Here is a 21,180-nt window from a genome sequence, read left to right as displayed (position 1 = left end):
TCATATCATTCTACTTCTATTTTATGCTTTTTTAAAATTATTAAAAGTTAATTTCATCATTTAACCGATTGTTTTTAATAAAATTGGCTAATTCTGTTAAAGCCCGATCACTATATGCTAAGTATTTATCGGCCTTTGCTTTAAAATGTTGTTCAAGACTAGGCACGATCCCAAAGTTAGCTTTCATTGGTTGAAAATTAGTTGGTGAAGCATTAATAATATACTTAACTAATGCACCCATCATTGTTTCGGGAGGAAAAGTTAACATTGCTTTGTTGTTTAAAAAATTTGCAATATTAAGAGCACTAATAATCCCAGTTGCCGCTGATTCAACGTAACCTTCAACCCCTGTAATCTGACCAGCAAAAAAAATATTTTGCTGTGATTTTAATTGTAAAAATTGATTCAATAACACTGGTGAATTAATAAAATTATTTTTATGAATAACACCATAGCGAACAATATTAGCATTTTCTAATCCCGGAACCATTGCAAGAAGACGTTTTTGCTCTGGAAATTTTAAATTAGTTTGAAATCCTACGACATTATATAAAGTATCAACTGCATCATCTTGGCGTAATTGGATTACAGCATATGGTCGTTCGCCATTTGGTTTTTCTAAACCAACTGGTTTTAATGGTCCAAACAATAATGATTTAACTCCCCGCTTTGCCATCACTTCGATTGGCATACATCCTTCAAAATAAATTTCTTTTTCAAATTCATGCAAAGCAACTGTTTCAGCTGTAATTAATTCTTGCACTCACATTTCAAATTCTGTTTTTGTCATGGGACAATTAATATAATCTTTACTTTCAGCTTTATCATAGCGTGACTTATAATAAACCTTCTGAAAATCAATACTTTCTTTTGTAATAACTGGTGCTGCTGCATCATAAAAATAAAAGTATTCTCTTCCTAGTAACTGTTGAATCTCATTTTGTAAACTTGTTGTTGTTAATGGTCCTGACGCAATTAAGGTAATTGCTGTTAAATCAATCTTTGTAACTTCTTGATCAATTATGGTTATATTAGGATGTTTTGTTAAACAATCTGTAATATAATCTGAAAATTGTTGACGGTCAACCGCTAAAGCGCCACCGGCAGGAACCCGACTAGCATAAGCGGCTTTGATAATTAATGAATCAAAAGCTAACATTTCTTGTTTTAATAAGCCAACACCATTTGTTAAACTATCACTTCGTAACGAATTTGAACAAACTAATTCAGCAAAAGTATCTTGTTTTTGAACAGGGTTTTTATTAATCCGTTTACTTTCATATAAGTTAACTTGAAGTCCTCTTCTTGCCAACTGATAAGCTGCTTCAGTCCCAGCCAAACCAGCACCAATAATATTAATTTTTTGTTTTGCCATCGTTTACTTTTTCTTTTACTTGTTCATATTGCTCTAAATATTTTGCATATTTTTCTTGTTCAATTTGGATTTTTGCTGAACTTGCTTTTGTTAAAAAGTCCTGATTATGCAAAAGATTTTTACTACGAATAAGTTCTTGTTCTAAACGCTTTAATTCAACTGTTATTTTTGTTTGTTCTGTTGTTAAATCAATAATATCATTAGCAACTACTTCTAAAATCATATTTGTTAATGGAATTGTAACATATGTTTGTTGATCATCTTTTTCTTTTAAAATCCCTTTAATTTCACTATTTACCATTTTCACAATAAAATCATTAATTAATGGAATTATCGTCGCATTAATTTTTGTTTTGTCAGTTCCTAAATCTAACCAAATTTCAATTAATTGATACTTTTTAATTTGATAATTACTACGTAATTCTCGTATTGCAGCAATAATTTCTGTTACTAAATTTAAATATTCAACATCATAATTAAAATTAGTTGTCGGATATGCTTCTACCATAATTGATGCTTTTAAATTTAATTTTTGATAAATTTCTTCTGTTACAAATGGAATAAAGGGGTGTGACATCACTAAAATTTGTTTTAAAACATAAAATAATGTTTGCATTGTTGTTGTTCTAATTGTTTGATTATCACTTTGTAAATTAACTTTTGTCAACTCAATATATCATGAACAAAACTTATTTCAAACAAAATCATATAAATCCTTACCAACTAAAACAAACTCATATCTTTCCATATTAACTTTAACTTTGTTAATTGTTTTTGTTAACTCTGTTAAAATTCATTGGTCAATCGCATTTTCTTGATGCTTAATTAATAATTTTTTAATTTCTTGATCAAAATTTATTAATGGTTTAAAATCACTTGATAAATTCATTTCAAGATAACGTGCAGCATTTCATAACTTGTTAATAAAATTTCAAGCACCATTAATTTTTTCTTGCGAATATCGTAAATCTTGCCCAGGAGCACTATTTGTAACTAAAAAGTAGCGTAAGGTATCAGCGCCATAATCATTAATAACATCCATTGGATCAATCCCGTTTCCTAATGATTTACTCATTTTACGACCTTCTTCATCACGAATTAAACCATGAATTAAAACATCATTAAAAGGTTTCTTATTAGTAAATTCTAATGCATCAAACATCATTCTTGAAACTCAAAAGAAAATAATATCATAACCGGTTACTAAAACACTGGTTGGAAAATAACGTTGAAATAATGTTTCATCTCAAGTTCACCCTAATGTTGTCATTGGTCATAATGCTGATGAAAATCATGTATCTAAGACATCTTCATCTTGTAATCAATTATTTGTATTATCTGGTGGAGTTAATCCAACATGAATTCTAGTAGGGTCATTTTTCATATATCATGCTGGGATTTGATGCCCTCATCATAGTTGCCGTGAAATACATCAATCTTGAATCTTTTCCATTCAATTAATTAATGTTGTATTAAACCGTGGCGGATAAAATTTAATTTGATTATTTGTTTCTTGAAATTTAATAATTTTTTTAGCAAAATAATCCATTTTAACAAATCATTGGTCAGATAAATATGGTTCAACAATTGCCCCACTTCGTTCTGAAAAACCAACTTGATGAAGGTGATCCTTTATTTCAACTACTAAATTTTGTTTTGTTAAAGCAACTACTAAATTTTGTCGCGCAACAAAGCGATCCTGATTGACATATTTTCCTGCCATCTCGTTCATTGTTCCATCAGTATTCATACAAATTGGCATTGCTAAATTATGACGTAACGCAATTTCAAAATCATTGGCATCATGTGCTGGCGTACATTTCATTGCTCCTGTCCCAAATTCCTGATCAACATAATCATCACAAAGAACAGGAATTAATTCACCATTGGCAGGGTTAATAACTTTTTTATTTCAATATTGACGATAACGTTCATCATTTGGATTAACAACGACACATTGATCAGCAAACATTGTTTCTGGACGCGTTGTGGCAATTGTCAAATATTCACTAGTACTATTTTCTAAAAAATATTTAAAATAATACATTTTCCCTTGTTGTTCTTGGTATAAAACTTCAATATTTGATAACGCTGTTTTTTGGACTGGATCTCACGAAATAATTCGCTTCCCACGATAAATTAATCCTTTCTGATATAAATCAATAAAAACTTTTTGAACTGCGGCTGATAAATTATCGTTTAAAGTAAATTGCTCGCGCGAATAATCTAACGCTAAACCCAATTTGCTTCATTGTTCACGAATAACTTCCGCATATTCTTCTTTTCATGCTCAAACTTGTTCAATGAATTTTTCACGCCCCAAATCATGACGTAAAACATTATTTGTTATTCGTAACCGTTCTTCAACTTTTGCCTGTGTTGCAATCCCAGCATGATCCATTCCTGGTAAATATAAGGTATCAAATCCCATTAACTTTTTATAACGAATAATCAAGTCCTGTAAAGTTGTATCTCACGCATGGCCTAAATGTAACTTTCCAGTTACATTTGGCGGTGGAATAACAATACTAAAACTTGGTTTATTACTTTTAACGTCTGCGGTAAAATATCCGGCATCTTTCCAAAATTGATATTTTCCTTTTTCAACAAGATTATGATCATATTTTTTGTTTAATTCCCTTGCCATTAAATCTCCTATCTAAATAAAAACTCCTATTATTTTAACAAAATAATAGGAGCAATTATTATTTAATAATTACGGTACCATCCTTTTTTAATAAGTGCAAACTTATTATCTTAATTAAAATATCAAGTTAAAATATTAGTAACCTTCATTAAATAAATAGATTAATTTCTCACCGCCAATTAACTCTCTGAACTATTTTTTTTAATTACTCCTCTAATATTTATGGTCTTATTATAATTCTTTTTTTATTAATTGCAACAATTTTTGTGGTTTTGTCCTAAATATGTGATTTTTGATTATATCCTAATTTTGAACAATGTATAAATTATACTATATGAGTTGGTGATAACCCAGTTTTTATATTAATTCTTTTTTGTGCTATATCAAGAAATAAAATTATTAAAGTCTTCAAATAATTCATTTGATTTAGTATAAACTTTTTTAATCCTTCTGTTTTTAAAATTACATGAAATGATTCAATAACAGTATTATCTAAGCAATTGCCGACCCTGTACATACTAATTTGGACATTAAAATCCATTAATAATAATTTTCAATTATATGATTATAACATGTGTATATTCATTTATTTAATGTTGGACGTGAAATATTTTAAACATTGTCTAATTTACTTTTGTTAATGTCTACTTATTAGGCTTCTTTAATAATCTTTAATTTTTCTTTCGTTGTATATTGTTCTTTCATAATAAAAAATATCCTTCTACTTTCTAATTAATTTTACCTTACAAATAACTGTAAAGTTAATTACTCGTCCAGTTTTAGGATATCCTCAACAATTATATGGTTCCTTATAAAACATGAATTTAATGTTTCTAATGAGTAAAAACCATTTTATATCTTTAATTTCTATTTTGTTTTCTCATTTTGCAACATGCAATCTTATAAAATAATAATTTTATTCAAAATCATTGGATTCAATAAAAGATATTTTATCAATATGAATTCTTACGAAGGCAGGTGCTCCACCCTTAAAAGTTCCTTGTCATTGTCATCTGATAGTATCACCATCACGTCATAAATCTAATGTTAATGATGTAAAAATCATTGCATTTTCAAATAAATTTGATCCCACACTTATGGTATAAAGACGATCGGAACTAATCTCTCTTGTTCAACCAGCAAAATTATAAAGGTTTCGATCGCTCTTTCTTTCAAATGCATAGCGTACTATACTTGCCTGTAACCTACTAATTACTAAAAAAGATGGAAATCTAGCAATAAACTCATTTCAAGTGGATGCCAATTGTTTTCAATTAAACACTTCATATTGTTTTGATCAATCACTAGTTCAAGCTGTATAAGTCTCTTCGAACTTATAATTAATTTTTACATTAATATTCTTATTACTCAAAACTGGAATTTTATTAGATAATTTCATAATATATTTTCCTTTCTAATTTTAAAATAATTAATAAATAAAATTTATAATTTTGCATAAAACTTAATATAATCTAATTTTAATTCTATACCATTGGTATTACGTCCCTTAAAATATGCTTTTCATTGTCATTTAATACTGTCATCATCGCATCATAAAGTTAATGTAATTGCTGTATATTTGGTACCTGTTATAAAAAAATTACAAGCCATTTGCGCTCCACCAGGAAAACCTATATTTTGTGTTAATACTACAGGATTAGAAACAACACGTCCAGATTCTCCTACTATTTCAGCTTTTAAAAAACCATTTATTGCAAAAAATGGATATTTATAAACAAAATCGTCTCAAGTATGCGCATATTTAGTTCATTTAAATACTGAATATATACCTGAGTCATCCCTACTTCAAACTACATAAGACAAAATAAGAATTTGATTTGTTAAATCTCAGTTTTTTAAGTCTCCATATTTGCTTATTCATTCAATTGCATTCTTTGTTCAAGTTGCTCAACTAGTTACTATTGGATAAAAGTCATTTCAAGTTAAATTGGTTGCTGCATCGGAACCTTCAATCATTCCTCTTACTTCTCTAAAGCGTAATGTTTCGGCAGTTGCTACAATAGCACGCCCAAAATCTTGGGAACTAATAGCTGTGTTATCATAAATATTAACATTTGCAATATTATTAAAAGATGGAAGAATATTTGTACTTCAATTAAAATGTATATCTCTCTTTTCTTCTTTCATTAAAAAATTATAGTTAGATCCACGAACAATTGTTATTAACCTATTTTCATTAATTTTTTCTTGTGAATCCAAACTTCTAATAGATGCATCTTGAAAATAATTATATGTTTGTTGCCCATGTTGAAGATTAATTATCCCTTGAACATAAAAGTCACTAACTCTAAAAACAAGACTAAATTCTTGTCCATAAATAGACATAGGAACAATAAAATAACTTGTTTGATCATCTTCAAATCTTGAATTTATTGTAAAAAGATTTTTACTAGTATTATAATTTTGGATTTGTTCAATTACATCATTTCTTCGTAAAACTGCTAAAACTGCATTAATTAATATAACAACATATTGTTTTGCATTTCCTTCATCTATTTTTATTCTATTAATATAATCTTTTTTCAAGACATTTTTTCCTTGTCCAGGAGCATAAAAAATTTTTTTTGTATTTAATAAATTACTTGGAACAGTTTCTTCTAATCCTACCTTTTTCATTTTATTTTATTTCCTTTCTTTCAACAATTCCTACAAATTAATGATTAATTTAATATTTTAAAAATTATTTTTTAAATCATATTCAATAATCCCACCCAGGACAGTACTATAGAGAAATGTTGTAATTAATCAAAGTAATAATTGAACGAATAACCTCCGCCATTAATTATTTTGAATTATCTTTTAATAAATTTCCATTTTTTGTCATAGTTTGTGCAAAAATTGGACTACCTTCTATACCATCTAATTTTTGTTCTTAATCAATTGGTTTAGTTACTATTAATGCTGTATTACTTCCTAAAATAATTGACAAATTAAATTTTTAAAAAATAATTAAGTTTATTGTAAGGTATCATTATTTCATTGTTTTTTCATATTTAAAGAACTTAACAATTTACATATCAAAAAAAATTTAATTATTTTAAATAAAATTACAAAATAAAATTAAATTATGATTATAGGTAGATTGTCAACTTAAGTGCAAGTTTTTAATAAATCAAAATAAGTACTAAACATTTTGAAAATTTCTAAAGATGTTTTAAAGTTTAGTTTTTTTCTTAATCGATTGTTTAATGAAACAATTGTTTTTTTGTCATATTCTTTACGATATTTATTTAAAACTTTATGTTTTGGGTATCTTTGTTGAAATAATTTATTTTCATATTTAATCGTACCTTTTTTCTTATAGTGAGGCTGACATTGTAAAATAAATTGGAATCCCAGTTATTTGTTCAATTTCTTTTCACATGCTAAATTCTTTCTCATTACCTAATGTTAATGATTTAGAATATTTTATAATTGTTGAATCTTAAAAAAATTAATTAAATTAATATTTATCATTAAGATGACAAATATAATCTAAATTTGTTAATCTTTCGGTAATTGTTAGTTTATAACTTTTGTTATTTTTCCAAACAATTAGGGCAACTTCAAAATGACCCAAATCCAATCTATCTCTTTTAATTTATTAAATATGTTTGTTATTATTAGCAACTTTGTATTTTGGATGACTTTTATAATGTTGTAAGGTGGTTTTTGACAATAAAAAGGGTTGAATTTTAAGATAATAATAAATTGTTGTAATACTTTTTTCCTAGTGAAGTATCAAAATAATTAAAACCAAATTCTCCTTTTTTTACAGTTTAACTAACTAAATAAACTAGTCGATCCAATTGCTGTTGTAACAATAATTCAAAATGGCAAAATAATAATTGACATTAAAGTTGATAATAATGTTACATTACTTGTTAATAGCGTTTCTTTCTTAAAATTAATTGAATATGCAACAATCACCGAAGCTGGCGGTGCTGCTAACATAATTATAATAATCGTTAATCCCATACTATTCATTGTTCAAGCCCCAGTTTCTTTTCCAATTACAGTTACAATTAATGTTATTACTAATCCAATAACTGGTGCTACTAAAACCTTCATCATTGTTCCATATCATGTTTTAAAACTTTTTAAGCTATCTTTTAATGTTCCTTTTGTTAAATTAATTCCAATTGCTAATCATGCTAATGGGGTACAAATTGCTTGTAGTGTTACTAAGATTTTTTTAATTGGTGGAAAAGTATTATCTAATCGTAATGGTGAAAAATATTTTCCACCACCAATAGTATTTTGATCAGGAACAACTGCAATTCCTGGGATTAACTGCGTTACTCAAAAAATAAATCCAATAATTGTTGCTAATAGGATTGGATTTAATAAAATCTTTTTAGAATTACTTTTAAACATTTTTCAACCATAATCAAGCCGATTTCCAAACTTATTCTTAATAACAACCTTATCTTGTAAATAACCTTTATTGTCTTTTCCCATAATAATAAATCCTAACGAGTATAAAAAGACATGATATGGGACATTAAAAATATTTGAAGCAATTTTTGCATCAGGACCAGGAAACAACGCTGTTACAATTGGAATACCAAAGAAAGAAGTTGCTGCAAAAGTCATACTCATTGATAAAGCGTCTTGAACATCACGATCATATTTAATATAAAAATATTTTGCAATAATTCCTAAAATAATATAAAATAAAAAACCGCTTAGTAAAACCGCCGCTTCTTGCTTAACATCTTCAATAGTAGCATCAGACATAAATCCTTCAAAAACTAAAGCTGGCAAACCAATTACAACCAATATTTTAATAAAAACAACATCTCATTCTTGCTTTAAGGTTCCTTTTTTTGTTAAAAGTCATCCTAAAAATATAACAAAAATTGTTACAATAATTGCACTTCAAAATCCTCATGCTGTTAATGTGTCAATAATTGCCTTACTAACCTTATTTTCAACCAATAATATCTGCATTATTTCCTCCATTTAGCATTTCTTTTAATTTTACCGCTTAAAAATAAAAATAAAAGTTATTTCTAACTTTTATTTTTATCATTTTCTATCTTTGTTTCTTCAGTAACTTTTGAATTATTATTTCAATCTTTATACATGAAAAAGATAAATCCACCAAACAAAATAATGAATAAAATAATAATAATTACTAAGGTAATAATTAATCAACTAGCCATTTGTTATTTTTCTCCTTCATGCCCATAATTTAAGATTGCTTTTGTTTGATATTTTCGTAAAACGGTAACTGATAAAACACTAACTAACAATGGAATTATAATTCCTAATAACACCGCCAAAACTGATAATCATCATGGTTTTGATAAACTTGAACTAATAAAAGCATAAAACATAAAGATGATATTAACCGTTAACAATGCTGCTGTAACATATGAAACGGTAAATTGATATGTTTTACCAATTTTAATTCATGAATGCTCATTGTTATAAGCAATAACAAGCTTTAATTTTTTATAAATATGAATAAATAAAATTAATTCTGTTAAAGCCATTAATAACATATTAACACTTCCCGCTAAAGCTTGGAATGAATAAATCAACTGATTAGTATCTTTAAACATTAAAACCAAACCAATTATCGCCATTAATAACATTAAAATAAAGATGACTTTCTTTTCATTAACCTTATAATTTGAAAAAATCCCATTAACAACAACTTCAAGCATTGCAATAATACTACTTAAACCCGCAAATAATAACGCAGTAAAGAATAAAACACCTAAAAAGTTCCCAAAACCAGCAATTGTATGGTGATTAATAACACTAAAAGTTTGTGGAAAAACATTAAAGATAAAACTAGCCCCATCATTATTGGGAAAAGCTTGATCAATTGCTTTGACATAGTCATCAATTGATGTTAAACCAGGATTTGTTTCATGAACCAATACTCCAGCTGAACCAAATACTAATATTAATGTTAGCAATGAAATTGCCAATACACCAAATGATAAAATATAAGCTTTATTAGCATTATCTTGTTTTTTTGAAGCAGCACCAGCAAACAATAACATAAATCCTGAACCAACACAAACAGTAAATACGCCCAAACCAAAAGCATCACTTCAAACTTGGACATTACCAAATGATGCTAATGTCTTTTCTGTTGGCATTAGAACGGTCCCTAGACCTGCTAAAGCACCCGGAATTGTTAAAACATAAATTGCCAATACTAATAAAATAACAAATAGTACGGGAATAAAAATGACATTTGCTTTTTCAATTCCTTTTGCCCGAAACATTATAATAACACCCGCAGCAATGACAATAACAATAAATGCTAAATATGCCATTCATTGAAAATTAGCTGTCCCCGTTACTCCAACACCCCCAGCATTTAAAATATTATTATTAAATCATAATGGGCTGTTAATTAAATTTGTGAAATTTAATAACAGTGAAATTAAAACATAGCCAATTAAAACCGTATAATAATTAGCGACAACAAACATAAATGCTGACTGAAACCAACCAATAAAACGACTTGCTGTTGGATTTTCTTCGTCAAAAATATTAATTAATGACTTTCGACGCATATTTCCAATATTAAACTCTAAAATCAATAATGGAATGGCACAAGTTACAATTGCTAAAATATATAATACAAAAAAAGCTAAACCCCCATTTGCTTTTAATAAGGTGGGGAATCCTCAAACATTACCAAGTCCAATTGCTGCTCCTAATGTTGAAACAATAAAACCAAACTTACTAACATGCCTCTTTTTTTTCATACTTTCTTTCCCTTCTTTTAATATAATAAAAACAATTATTAACAAAATTAACAATTGCCTTTGTAAATACTTCTTTTTTAACTGATAAAAGATAACATAACATTATTTTACAATTTTTTTCTTATTAACAAATTTATACGAACAGAAATTATATAGTGTTCCTAACCCAAAAACTAATCCCGAAACAGCAATCACAGCAATAATAAACCATACCGCCCCAGGAATACCACCTAATGATTTATGAATATTTAAGAAAAAATATTGATAGGGAAATGCTTTCCCCGCTTGTCAACGAAATTCACCACGAATCATATTAACAATTGCTCATATAATTGGATAAAAATAAAATTTTCAAAGATCTTGTTTTCAATAAACTTTTGTTGTTTTAATATTATTTTTTCGTTCCATAAAGAATAAAAAATAAACAATCATTACTATTGGACAAATAACATGCTGAATTGTTGAATATAACCAAGCTTTTCAAGTTTGTGGTTGTTCAACTGGCAATAACATTAAATTAAAAATTAAAAAAGTAATACTAATATAAATTGTAATTGCTAAAGTCATATTGTAGCCTAATCACTTGTTTTTTCCCTCATACTTAGGAAATAACCCTGCTCCAACTAGTCAGGCAAATACTAACAGATTTGATTGAATTGTAAAATAACTAAAATAGTTAAAAGTATAATCACCTTTATCATTAATAAAGTTTTTTGTTGCTTCTTCTGATCATGCCGGATTTTTCACAGTAATCGTAATTCCATGCACATAACTTTCAATTAATGCCGCAAAAATACCACAGGCAATTAAAATTGCAAAAAATAATTTATAATAAACTCGTCAATCTTTCCAAGTTTCCTTTTGATAAAACATGTTAATCCCCCTTATTAAATATATAATATTATATAATTAAAAAAATACTAATGCTACCTTTTGGGATAAATTAGTATTTTTATTTTTGTTTATTTCGCTGCTTTTTGATAAACTGATGCTTTTGTTTTGTTTCGTCCAAATTTTTCAAACTTAACAATCCCATCAATTAAGGCAAATAAGGTATCATCACCACCACGCCCAACATTTACTCCTGGGTGAACTTTTGTTCCGCGTTGACGATAAATTATTGATCCAGCTCGAATTGCTTGACCATCAGCTCTTTTTGCGCCTAAACGTTTTGAATGTGAATCACGACCATTTTTAGTCGATCCTACTCCTTTTTTTGAAGCAAATAACTGTAAGCCTAATAAGAACTTCATCATTATTCTTCAACCTCCTTTACACTAATAAATTCTTGGTATTGCTGATAAATTGTTAAAAATTGATAATACATTGTTTGTAAAATAACTTGTAAATCAGAACTATTTTCTTTTACTATGATAGTAATTAATCCTTCATTAATAACAAATTCACAACTATTTGGTTTAATTTGATCAATTGCATTTAAACCTCCTGTTGCAATTCCTGTTATTGCTGCACAAACAAGGTCTTTACCATATTCACCTGCTTGTGCATGACCAGTAATTTCAATTTTCATAAATTTTTGTTCAGTTTTATTAATTATAATTTTAATCATAATTATTTATCATTTTTTTCTGTTTTTGTTACTGGTTTTTTTGCTGATGTTGTTGTCGAAGTTTTTGCCACGGGTTTTGCGGCAGTTGTTGGTTTTACTGTTGCAGGTTTCGCAGCAGTTGCCGGTTTACTTACAGCTGGCTTTGCTGCCGGTTTTTGTTCAGCACTTGTTGCAGCTTTTGCAACAGTTGATGGTTTAACCACAGGTTTAACTGCTGTTGGTTTAGTTTCTGCTGTTGCAGCTGGCTTTGCTGTTCCTGACAATAAAATTTGGTCAATTTTAATTTTGGTATATGGCTGACGATGTCCATATTTCTTATGTTGTGTTTTCTTTGGTTTATAATGAAACACAACAATTTTCTTTTGTTTTCCTTGCTTTAAAATTGTCCCGGTTACTGACGCCCCTTTTAAAAAGGGTGCTCCTACTTTACCATCAATCATTAGAACTTCGGTAAAGTTAACTTTTTCACCTTCGTTACCGTTTAACATTTCAACAAATATTTCATCACCTTGAGAAACACGTAATTGTTTCCCACCAGTTTTAATTATTGCAAACATTTTTACACCTCCAGTTTAGACTCGCCTTGTAAGTAGATAAGTATTGCATATCCTTTAGGTACTTAAAAGTCAAAGAGCGGTTGAAACTGAAACAACCATAATTAATTATATCGTTATCTTAAAAAAATTCAATAAATTTTTTAGTTTTTAATTTTTCTTTTTTTTAATTAAAAATTAAATAATAATAAACATAATTTGTTTTATAAATATATCCTTATTGTTTCAAACCATAAAAATAAGTGCTTATCCGCACTTATTTCTATTTATCAGCTAATTTTTTTAAACTTTCCATTAAAACTGGATTATCTTTTATATCTTTTTTTCATTCATTAAATTTAGATTCCAATAATCGCTTCAGTTAATTGATTTTTTACTTTTAAAATATCAGTAACTTTTTGATTTAATTGTTGACGATCATTGTTCGTAAAAATTTGATAAAGGTCTTGATAATCTTGGTTTTCTTGGATTTTTTTAGTTAAAACATAATTATTTCTTAAACTTGTAAAATTAGGATTTTGACCATGACCAATTAATAATAAACCATAGAGACCTAAAAAACTATAAATTCCAACAATTATACTAATAAAAAAACAACCTATATTTTTAAATTTTTGATGTAATATTAATAAAACAAAAAACATTGGTATTATAAAAATAATTAAACTAATAAGTGCCACTCCATAAACCTTTAAATTAATAACAGCACGCTCAGGATTAATAAAAAATACACCAACAGAAAATAAAATAATTAATAAATATAATAAAAGAATTAATAGAAAAATAGTAAATTTTTGATAAAAAATTTTAAGAGGTTTTAAAGATGTTTGTTTAAAAAAAGTTATGTAACTTTCATTTTTAATAAAGTTACTATTAAAATATAAAAATCAAGCAAGAATTATAGTGGGAAAAAAGAAAACAATAAACGGATATCAAAAAATATATATCAACGAATAATGAAAGACTACTATTTGCGAATAAATATTAAAAATTAATGAATAAATAAAACTTAATAAAATTAATATTCATAATGATATTTTTTTCAATAATATTTTTCCTTCATATTTAAAAATCATCTGATTTTTCCTCCCTTATAAATTTAAAATTCGATCAATTTCTTCAGTTAAAATTTTTTCTGGTTCATTAAAATTTTGAATAATTGTTCGTCATTTATCAATTATTTTTATTATTCTTCTCCCACTTTTATCACTGCTAGGAGTAATATCAATATATTCATATCTTTTACTTGATACATCCTCAGGAACATAGTTAAACTGGATTTCCTCATGATTTTTCATATAACTTTGATGATTTAGCGAAATAAAATCTTTATTAAAACGTCGTCATCAATATTGAATTGCAATACCGTTCGTTAAATTGGTGCTAGCTTTTTTAAAATTATTCATATCAATCATATAATGTAGATATCCTTTAATATAATTTCAGTACTCATCATTATCTTTATTTATGTTCTGATAGATTAAACGAGCAATATTAATAACAGTAAATATTCCCTTTAGTAGTATTCAAGGATTAATTTGATATCTCTGGTTATAAATTAAATCATTAAATGATATTTTTTTAAAACTAGCTATTCAATACATTAACTCACACGTATTAAAATATAATACATACCTTCAAGTCCATCAATCTGAAATAATTTGTGATTTTTCCATACTATAGTAGTTTTGATCTTGGTAAATTTTTCCACTAGTAAAATAATTTTTTAAATATAAGGGCTCATTATTATCTTCATAATAAAAATGGCGATTATTTCCACGTGAATCCTTTGCTCGTAAAACACAATATTTAGATATTTTAATACTACTTTGGTTTTTAGTTTTATTATTAAATTGGTTTTTATTTTGTAACTCAATTATTTGATTTTGAATAATAATCTCTGTAATAGTATTGTCAAGTAAATTTATTTCAGATTTTAGTAAAAAATTAGTGTTAATAAAATTATAAAAAATTTTCATTACATTTGTTAAGTTTGCAGTAGTTACCTTATCATATGTTATATTATTATCTTCAAACTCTTTAATTAGTTTTGAATATAATTTTATAATTTTTTTATTTTCAATTTCATGCTTTAGTACATGATGTGAATTTAAAACAACTTGATGCAAATTATATCCATTACTAAATAAAGTAAAAAATAAAAGTAACTTTATCATTATTATCGTCTCTTTCAATTATTATTTTTTATTTTAATATTTTTTAAAGGACCTTTATGCTTATATTTTATCATTAAAAGATGTTCTCACCCTAAAAATAATAGAATTATAAAAAAAGATTAATTATTTAAAAAAATTTTTTAATAACTGTTACGACTTTACAACAATAACTAATAATTTAATGCAAGTTTACTAAAAACACGATATAATATATATAATTTAAGGTGGATGAAAAGATGAAGCGAAGAAAGTATCGACAGAACCCAAAAATTAAACGAATGTTTCGTATTAAGGGGGAGTACGAAGCAACAAAATTGGCACAAAATTTTGTTCGTTATATGACTAACCCTTTTCAAGATAAACGAATTCGAAATGAATTAATTGATACTGAAAACGAAATATATATGACTGATATTAGCAATGATGTTAACAAAACTTATACAATTGCTATTAGTACCCAACTAGATTATCAAGAAGACGCTGAACGTGTTAAAGAGTTAGTAAAAGACTATGTTGACAATGATTTAGATTTTTTATGATATACCATTGGTGAAAAAATTGATGAAAAAGAACAAGCTTTTTTTGAATCACTAGGTTTTGTTCAAAATGAAATTTTAGTTGGAATGGTTCTTGATTTAACAAAATGAAAAAAACATAAAATAAAAGTTGATAAAAGTATTAAGTTTCGCCGAGTTAATGATAACAAACGTTTAACTGATTTTAGTAAAATTTTAGAAAGTGCTATGGGACCAAAAAGTTGGGATTATGCCTTTTATAAAACATTATTGAGACTAAATAAGGATAAAGATATTTCTGAAATTGATTTATTATATAAAAACGATCTTCCCGCAGCAACAGGAAACATTTATTTTGAAAAAGAGATTGCCATTATTGATGATATTTCAACACACCAAAATTTTCGCCGCCAAGGACTAGCAAAATTAATGATGAATCATTTAATTAACCGTGTTTATAATCAAGATTATGATTTAGTTGGTTTAATTGCTACCCCAGAAGGATATAATGTTTATCGCAAATTAGGTTTCCGCCCAATTAATTTATATTTAAGTGAATATGTCACAAAAACAAAGGGAAGCGATTTAAGTCAAATTGCAACTAAAATTAGTAAAGGTAAAATTAAAGATATTCAAACCATTCAACAAACGACAATTAATTATATGGTTAATAATTTAACTTGTAAAAAATGTAATAGTGAAATCCTTGATCAAAAATATCTGATGGCTATTACCCCTTTAAATGATTTTGTTATTAATAATTATCATCAAAATTGTTATAGTTTTTCAACAAAGGATAAATGAGTAATCCTTGTTGACAGAAATAACGACGAAATAACATAAAAAAGAATTAGGAAATTACCTAATTCTTATTTTTCTTACGGCTTAATTTTAATCCTTTTTTTAATTATAAATCTTCTTGGTATTCATTGAAATATGGATCTGGTTCATCAATTAATTTCGTACGATATTTTTTTCAAAAATAAACTAAAATTGGAATAATAATTGCTGCTGCAATTAAATCATTTAAACCAATAAAAACATAATAGAAAATTGGATTACCAGTTGCTTGACTAACCCCATATCCAATACCAATCAAAGGTAATATGACAACAATTGAACGTAAACTACTTGTAAAAGTTGCTAAAATTGAACGATTAATTCCTTGGAACAATGTTAAAGCAATATAAGTCAACGAACAAAATGGATATGTCATAAAGTTTAGAACAATTCATCAACGATATTGAGTCGCATACTCTGGTGGAAAAGCAAACAGAATCATCATATCTTTTCCAAACAAAATGAAAACAACTAACATTAGACTAAACCAAATAATAATCAATAAACTAACTCGCTTTAAAATTTCTCAAATCCGAGCATTTTTCTTCGCCCCATAATTATAAGCAATAATACTCCGCGCCCCTTGGGTGACTCCAATCCCGGCGGATAAAACTAATGTCATTCATGGCACAATTGAAGAATAAAGTTCTTGCAAAACCGGGACACGATTATGAATGACTTGATTTGGTAATTGCCCAACAAGTGATGTTGCAACATATGATGTAATAACTAAAGCAGCATTATTAATAAAATTTGGTAACCCCGCCTTTGCAAAATCAGCAACATTTCTACCTTCAATGTGGAGTAAATCACTTCAATAAAATTTTGAATAACTATTTTTTGTTTTAAAAACAATAATTAATCCCCATATTACTTGCACTGTTCAAGAAAAAACTGTCCCCAACATTGCACCAGCCATTCCTAAATGACAAACTTTCATAAAGAAAATTGCAGCAACAGAATTAATAACAATTGAACTTAAAATCATTATTGTTACTCATTTCATTCGCCCTTCACTACGAATTAATGACATAAAATAATAACTTAAGAACATCATTGGGGCTGCTGCTAACATTGGATATGAATATTCCCAACATAGTCGTTCTGTAATTGGATTATAATTTTCCCCCATTTGAGAAGTAATGAAAACAGCATTTCATCCGGGGTACACAATACAAAAAATTGCAGATGCTATTATTATCGAAAAGAGCACCGTTGTTGAAAACCCATTTCCAGCAATCCGACGCATTTTGGGAATGTCACGTTGACCATAGGCAATTGAAAAATTCATTGCACAGCCCATTCCAATCATAATACTAAATGATCATTGTAAATTATACGTTTGTGAAGCATATTGTGTTGCTACATTAATAAATGAACGCATATCATCTAATGGAACAACAGAAACAGCGCTTCCTGTTATTTGATTATAAGCATCAATATAAAATTGATCATAAATTGCATCAGGTGCAACAAATGCTAAAGCTAATTTTTTATCAATAATATTATATAATCCTTGGACAACCATTAAAAAAACTGTTGGAATACAAAAGTATGCAATTGTTTTTCATGGTTGTTCAAACCGTAATTTTTTCTCACGAACCGTTAAAACTTCTGACAACTTAATCCCCCTCTACTACAAAAAACAAAAAACCTTACTAAGTAAAGTAATTTATGAAACTATATTTATAATCCATTTTATATTATAGCTCAAAAAAATAATTTATTAAGGTTTTTTAAGAAAAGATATCTTTAATTAATTAGTTAATGCACTTGCATGCCCAAAATTTTTATTAACTGAAAAAACAACACGATCATAAATTTCAGTAATATTTGTTACAAATGGTTTAATTGTAATTAAAATTACTTTTTTCTCAAAAGCATGATGGGCAATTTGTTTAATTTGCTCACTTTCTTTTTCTAAATGCAAAATTAATGAATCTTCTAATTTTTCAATAATCGGAATATTTAATTTTTTAATTACTGCTTCAAAATCGTTTAACATTGGTTGCTCCATTACTGTAAACTGATAATAATTTTGACTAGCATTAATAACCGTTCCTGAAAAAACAACTTTCCCATAATTTAAAATTGTAATTTCATCTGCAATATCTTGTAATTCTGTTAGAATATGCGAACATATCAAAATTGTTTTGCCCTGGTTTTTAATTCGAATCAAATCATTAAATAATTCTTGGCGTGCAGTTGGATCTAAATTAGCGGCAGGTTCATCTAAAATTAACACTTTTGGATCAGCAATTAAAGCTTGAGCTAATAAAACTTTTTTCTTCATTCCTGATGAAAAAGTATTAGGATTTTTACTCCGAAATTTTCATAAATTTAAATTCTCTAAAATTTTCTTTGCCTTTACTTTAGCATCTTTAAAAGGAATATCACGTAAATAACTCATTTCAACTAAGTATTGATAAACATTTAAATGCTTTGGAAAACGAGCATTTTCAGGAATATATCCAATAATTTTTTTAGCTGCTGGAGAATTAGCTTTCAAACCATCAATATTAAAATTACCAATGGTAGGAATAATTGCTCCAACCAACGATTTAATTGTTGTTGTTTTCCCACTACCATTTGGCCCAATAAAACCATGAATTTTCCCCTTTGCAACTTTCATATCAATATTATCAACGGCAACAAATTTTTTAAATCTTTTTGTAAATCCATGAATTTCAATTGCTAAATTAGGATCTGGTGTAAAATCATTTTTCTTTGTTTTCATAACTATACAAAATCCTTTCTTGTAATTCATCATAATGTTATTGCTGCTAATCCACCAGTTACTAATAAATAACCAGCATACATTCCTGTTAAACTAGTTAAAGTTACCGGTTTATTAAAATCAGCCATTAAGAAATATCCTTTTTGTGTGGCATTACTATTAACTTTGTATTCAACATTATTAACTTTTGCTTCTAAATAATTATTTAATGGTAATAACATTGATGACACAATATTATCTTGTCCTGTCAAACTTGCGCGGGCATCACCAGTTCACATAATAACTCATTGTTGCCAAATATTTAAATAAGCCATTAATTTATATTCTGTTTGAGCATTTGTAATACTTTGCAATTCTGATGTTGCTTTAGTATTATCATCAAAAATAGAACTATCTGAAGATCTTGAATATGCTCCTTGATTCAACCAATAATACATTTGTGAAACAAATTGATAATAGATTGACATTACAGGATCATCAAGATAGACATTTTGCAAATACAAATTATTTGTTAAAAAGTTTATTAAATTATCTCTAAAATCATTAAAATGTTTATGACTATCAGCTGATAAGTTTTCATTAATAGAACCTGCAATTACATTTGGTGAAAGTAAATCACCATATCGTCCAAAACTGTATTTATTATCATAACCAATAATTGTTGGTGAAAATACTCCTTTATCATACATTGTTTTCATAATTTTATAAATTTGTTTTGAAGTATTGGTTGTTAATTTACTTTCATCTAATTCATTTAAATTAATTTTTGCTGATGATGGTTTTGTTGATGAAACAATAAGGGGATTCCCACTTGCTAGCTCTTGATAAAATTGCCCTAAAATATTAATTCCTTTATCAGTATTATTGAAAAATTGAACTTTATCAATTCCAATTTCAGTTTCAGTAAATGACTTTGGATTATAACCATCAAATTCTAAAACATAATTGTTAATTAATTTTGCTAAATTTGGATAATTAGTTGGATTTTTCTTAACTTCTGCTACAAACTGTTCTCAATTAATTGTTGGTGTTCCTGCAGTTGCTATGGCGCTTTGAATTGCCGCATTAATATTATTAGCTAAACTAGTAACATTAAATGAACCAACTGTTTGACTATCTAAATTAGAATTAATGTTAAGTAGAAGTTTGTTATTGTAATAATTTCAAGTTGGTCATCCAACAGGATCAAGCATATTATGATATGTTTTAATAAGTTCAGAATCATTAAATTTGACGGGGCTTTTTGCTAAGTCCGTTGTTTTCATTAAATATGCTGAAGACTTATCAGAAAGTTTCGTTGAATTATAAATAAACGGAATCATTGCACCAATTACAGTTAAAAAACCAATTGTAAATAAAATTCCAATAACTCCTTTTGCATTTAATCCTAATGAAATTAAAATTCCAATTGTTGTTAAAAATAATTGTAAAATAAAACTTGTTAAAATCATAAAATTAACTTTGCTTAAGATTGCTTTTCCTAGGGCAAGTCCTTTTGGTCCCATTCCTAATGAAATTAAAGGTGGCACTAACAAAATTATTACTGAATATATTAAACATAAAAATTGTAATGCTAATCATTTTTCAATAATCATTCTTGTTCGTGAAATTGGAATTGATGAAAAAATTAGTAATGTTCCATCATCAATTTCATCGCGAACTAGTTGGACGGCTTTAAATCCAATAAACATTGATGTTAAGCCAAAGTATAGCATATATCAAATTCATGCATAAATGTTAAATGTTGATTTTGCAATCTCACTATATTCACCACTAGGATTATCCATCATTGATGTTGACATCGAAATAGTAATAATTAATCCTACTGCAAATGTTAAAACAAACATTACATATGTTGATGGTGATTTTAACATTTTAATTAAAGTATAACGAAGCATTTTTATTGAAAAAAACGAACTAATTTTTTTCTTTAGATCTGATTTTTTCTTAATACTTGTTGTCTTTGTCGCCTCATTATGAGTCATATTTTTCCTCCTATTTATTTAATAAATAATTTCTAATTTTAGA

Annotated in this window: 16 protein-coding genes and 1 pseudogene; 1 reads left to right on the top strand and 16 read right to left on the bottom strand. The window is 27.1% G+C overall.

The features are described from left to right. Window positions 1-40: 40 nt before the first annotated feature. The 13 genes and pseudogenes from trmFO to S100390_RS01785 form a co-directional block, all read right to left on the bottom strand. Window positions 41-1,375, bottom strand: a complete 1,335-nt coding sequence (gene trmFO, locus S100390_RS01840; protein WP_070406605.1) for a methylenetetrahydrofolate--tRNA-(uracil(54)-C(5))-methyltransferase (FADH(2)-oxidizing) TrmFO — start codon at window positions 1,373-1,375, stop codon at window positions 41-43. Beyond that, window positions 1,356-4,022, bottom strand: a complete 2,667-nt coding sequence (locus S100390_RS01835; RefSeq protein WP_070406604.1) for a valine--tRNA ligase — start codon at window positions 4,020-4,022, stop codon at window positions 1,356-1,358. The genes trmFO and S100390_RS01835 overlap by 20 nt, the downstream gene beginning before the upstream one ends. A gap of 916 nt (window positions 4,023-4,938) precedes the next feature. After that, entirely contained in the window at window positions 4,939-5,286 is a 348-nt protein-coding gene (locus S100390_RS01830; RefSeq protein WP_156768771.1) for a hypothetical protein, read from the bottom strand. A 179-nt stretch (window positions 5,287-5,465) separates the two neighbouring features. Continuing rightward, window positions 5,466-6,659: a hypothetical protein gene (locus S100390_RS01825; RefSeq protein ID WP_070406601.1), complete on the bottom strand. Its 1,194-nt coding sequence runs from the start codon at window positions 6,657-6,659 to the stop codon at window positions 5,466-5,468. A gap of 1,146 nt (window positions 6,660-7,805) precedes the next feature. Beyond that, entirely contained in the window at window positions 7,806-8,975 is a 1,170-nt protein-coding gene (locus S100390_RS01820) for an AEC family transporter (protein WP_070406600.1), read from the bottom strand. Window positions 8,976-9,037: 62 nt separating this feature from the next. Further along, a complete protein-coding gene (locus S100390_RS05395; protein ID WP_156768770.1) occupies window positions 9,038-9,190 on the bottom strand; it encodes a hypothetical protein in 153 nt (50 codons plus the stop codon). Window positions 9,191-9,193: 3 nt separating this feature from the next. Beyond that, the gene (locus S100390_RS01815) at window positions 9,194-10,759 is read right to left on the bottom strand and encodes a sodium-dependent transporter (RefSeq protein ID WP_070406599.1); all 1,566 of its coding nucleotides are present in this window, start codon (window positions 10,757-10,759) and stop codon (window positions 9,194-9,196) included. A gap of 102 nt (window positions 10,760-10,861) precedes the next feature. Beyond that, window positions 10,862-11,632 carry a Pr6Pr family membrane protein gene (locus S100390_RS01810; protein WP_070406598.1) on the bottom strand — a complete coding sequence of 257 codons (771 nt, stop codon included), beginning with the start codon at window positions 11,630-11,632 and terminating at the stop codon, window positions 10,862-10,864. A gap of 89 nt (window positions 11,633-11,721) precedes the next feature. Beyond that, a complete protein-coding gene (gene rpmA, locus S100390_RS01805) occupies window positions 11,722-12,012 on the bottom strand; it encodes a 50S ribosomal protein L27 (RefSeq protein ID WP_070407250.1) in 291 nt (96 codons plus the stop codon). A gap of 2 nt (window positions 12,013-12,014) precedes the next feature. Then, window positions 12,015-12,329, bottom strand: coding sequence for a ribosomal-processing cysteine protease Prp (locus tag S100390_RS01800; protein ID WP_070406597.1), 315 nt, complete (start codon window positions 12,327-12,329; stop codon window positions 12,015-12,017). Window positions 12,330-12,595: 266 nt separating this feature from the next. Beyond that, window positions 12,596-12,886: pseudogene (gene rplU / locus S100390_RS05530) on the bottom strand (50S ribosomal protein L21); the annotation flags it as partial. Window positions 12,887-13,221: 335 nt separating this feature from the next. Continuing rightward, window positions 13,222-13,527 (bottom strand): hypothetical protein, encoded by a 306-nt coding sequence (locus tag S100390_RS05390; RefSeq protein WP_231918068.1) that lies wholly within the window; start codon window positions 13,525-13,527, stop codon window positions 13,222-13,224. 447 nt (window positions 13,528-13,974) lie between these two features. Further along, window positions 13,975-15,060, bottom strand: a complete 1,086-nt coding sequence (locus S100390_RS01785) for a hypothetical protein (protein ID WP_070406594.1) — start codon at window positions 15,058-15,060, stop codon at window positions 13,975-13,977. Window positions 15,061-15,296: 236 nt separating this feature from the next. Here S100390_RS01785 and S100390_RS01780 point away from each other — a divergent pair, with 236 nt between their 5' ends. Further along, window positions 15,297-16,418: a GNAT family N-acetyltransferase gene (locus tag S100390_RS01780; protein ID WP_070406593.1), complete on the top strand. Its 1,122-nt coding sequence runs from the start codon at window positions 15,297-15,299 to the stop codon at window positions 16,416-16,418. A 64-nt stretch (window positions 16,419-16,482) separates the two neighbouring features. On the opposite strand, the gene S100390_RS01775 is transcribed toward S100390_RS01780, so the two are convergent. From S100390_RS01775 to S100390_RS01765, 3 genes are all read right to left on the bottom strand, one after another. Continuing rightward, window positions 16,483-18,036: an MATE family efflux transporter gene (locus S100390_RS01775; RefSeq protein ID WP_070406592.1), complete on the bottom strand. Its 1,554-nt coding sequence runs from the start codon at window positions 18,034-18,036 to the stop codon at window positions 16,483-16,485. A gap of 135 nt (window positions 18,037-18,171) precedes the next feature. Then, window positions 18,172-19,152, bottom strand: coding sequence for an ABC transporter ATP-binding protein (locus tag S100390_RS01770; protein WP_070406591.1), 981 nt, complete (start codon window positions 19,150-19,152; stop codon window positions 18,172-18,174). A gap of 2 nt (window positions 19,153-19,154) precedes the next feature. Next, window positions 19,155-21,137, bottom strand: coding sequence for an ABC transporter permease (locus S100390_RS01765; RefSeq protein WP_070406590.1), 1,983 nt, complete (start codon window positions 21,135-21,137; stop codon window positions 19,155-19,157). Between the last annotated feature and the right edge of the window lie 43 nt (window positions 21,138-21,180).

It is taken from the genome of Spiroplasma sp. NBRC 100390, assembly GCF_001886495.1.
GTDB lineage: Bacteria > Bacillota_I > Bacilli_A > Mycoplasmatales > Mycoplasmataceae > Spiroplasma.
Note: the sequence above shows the minus strand (reverse complement) of the source record. Positions and strands in the feature narration are given on the sequence as shown.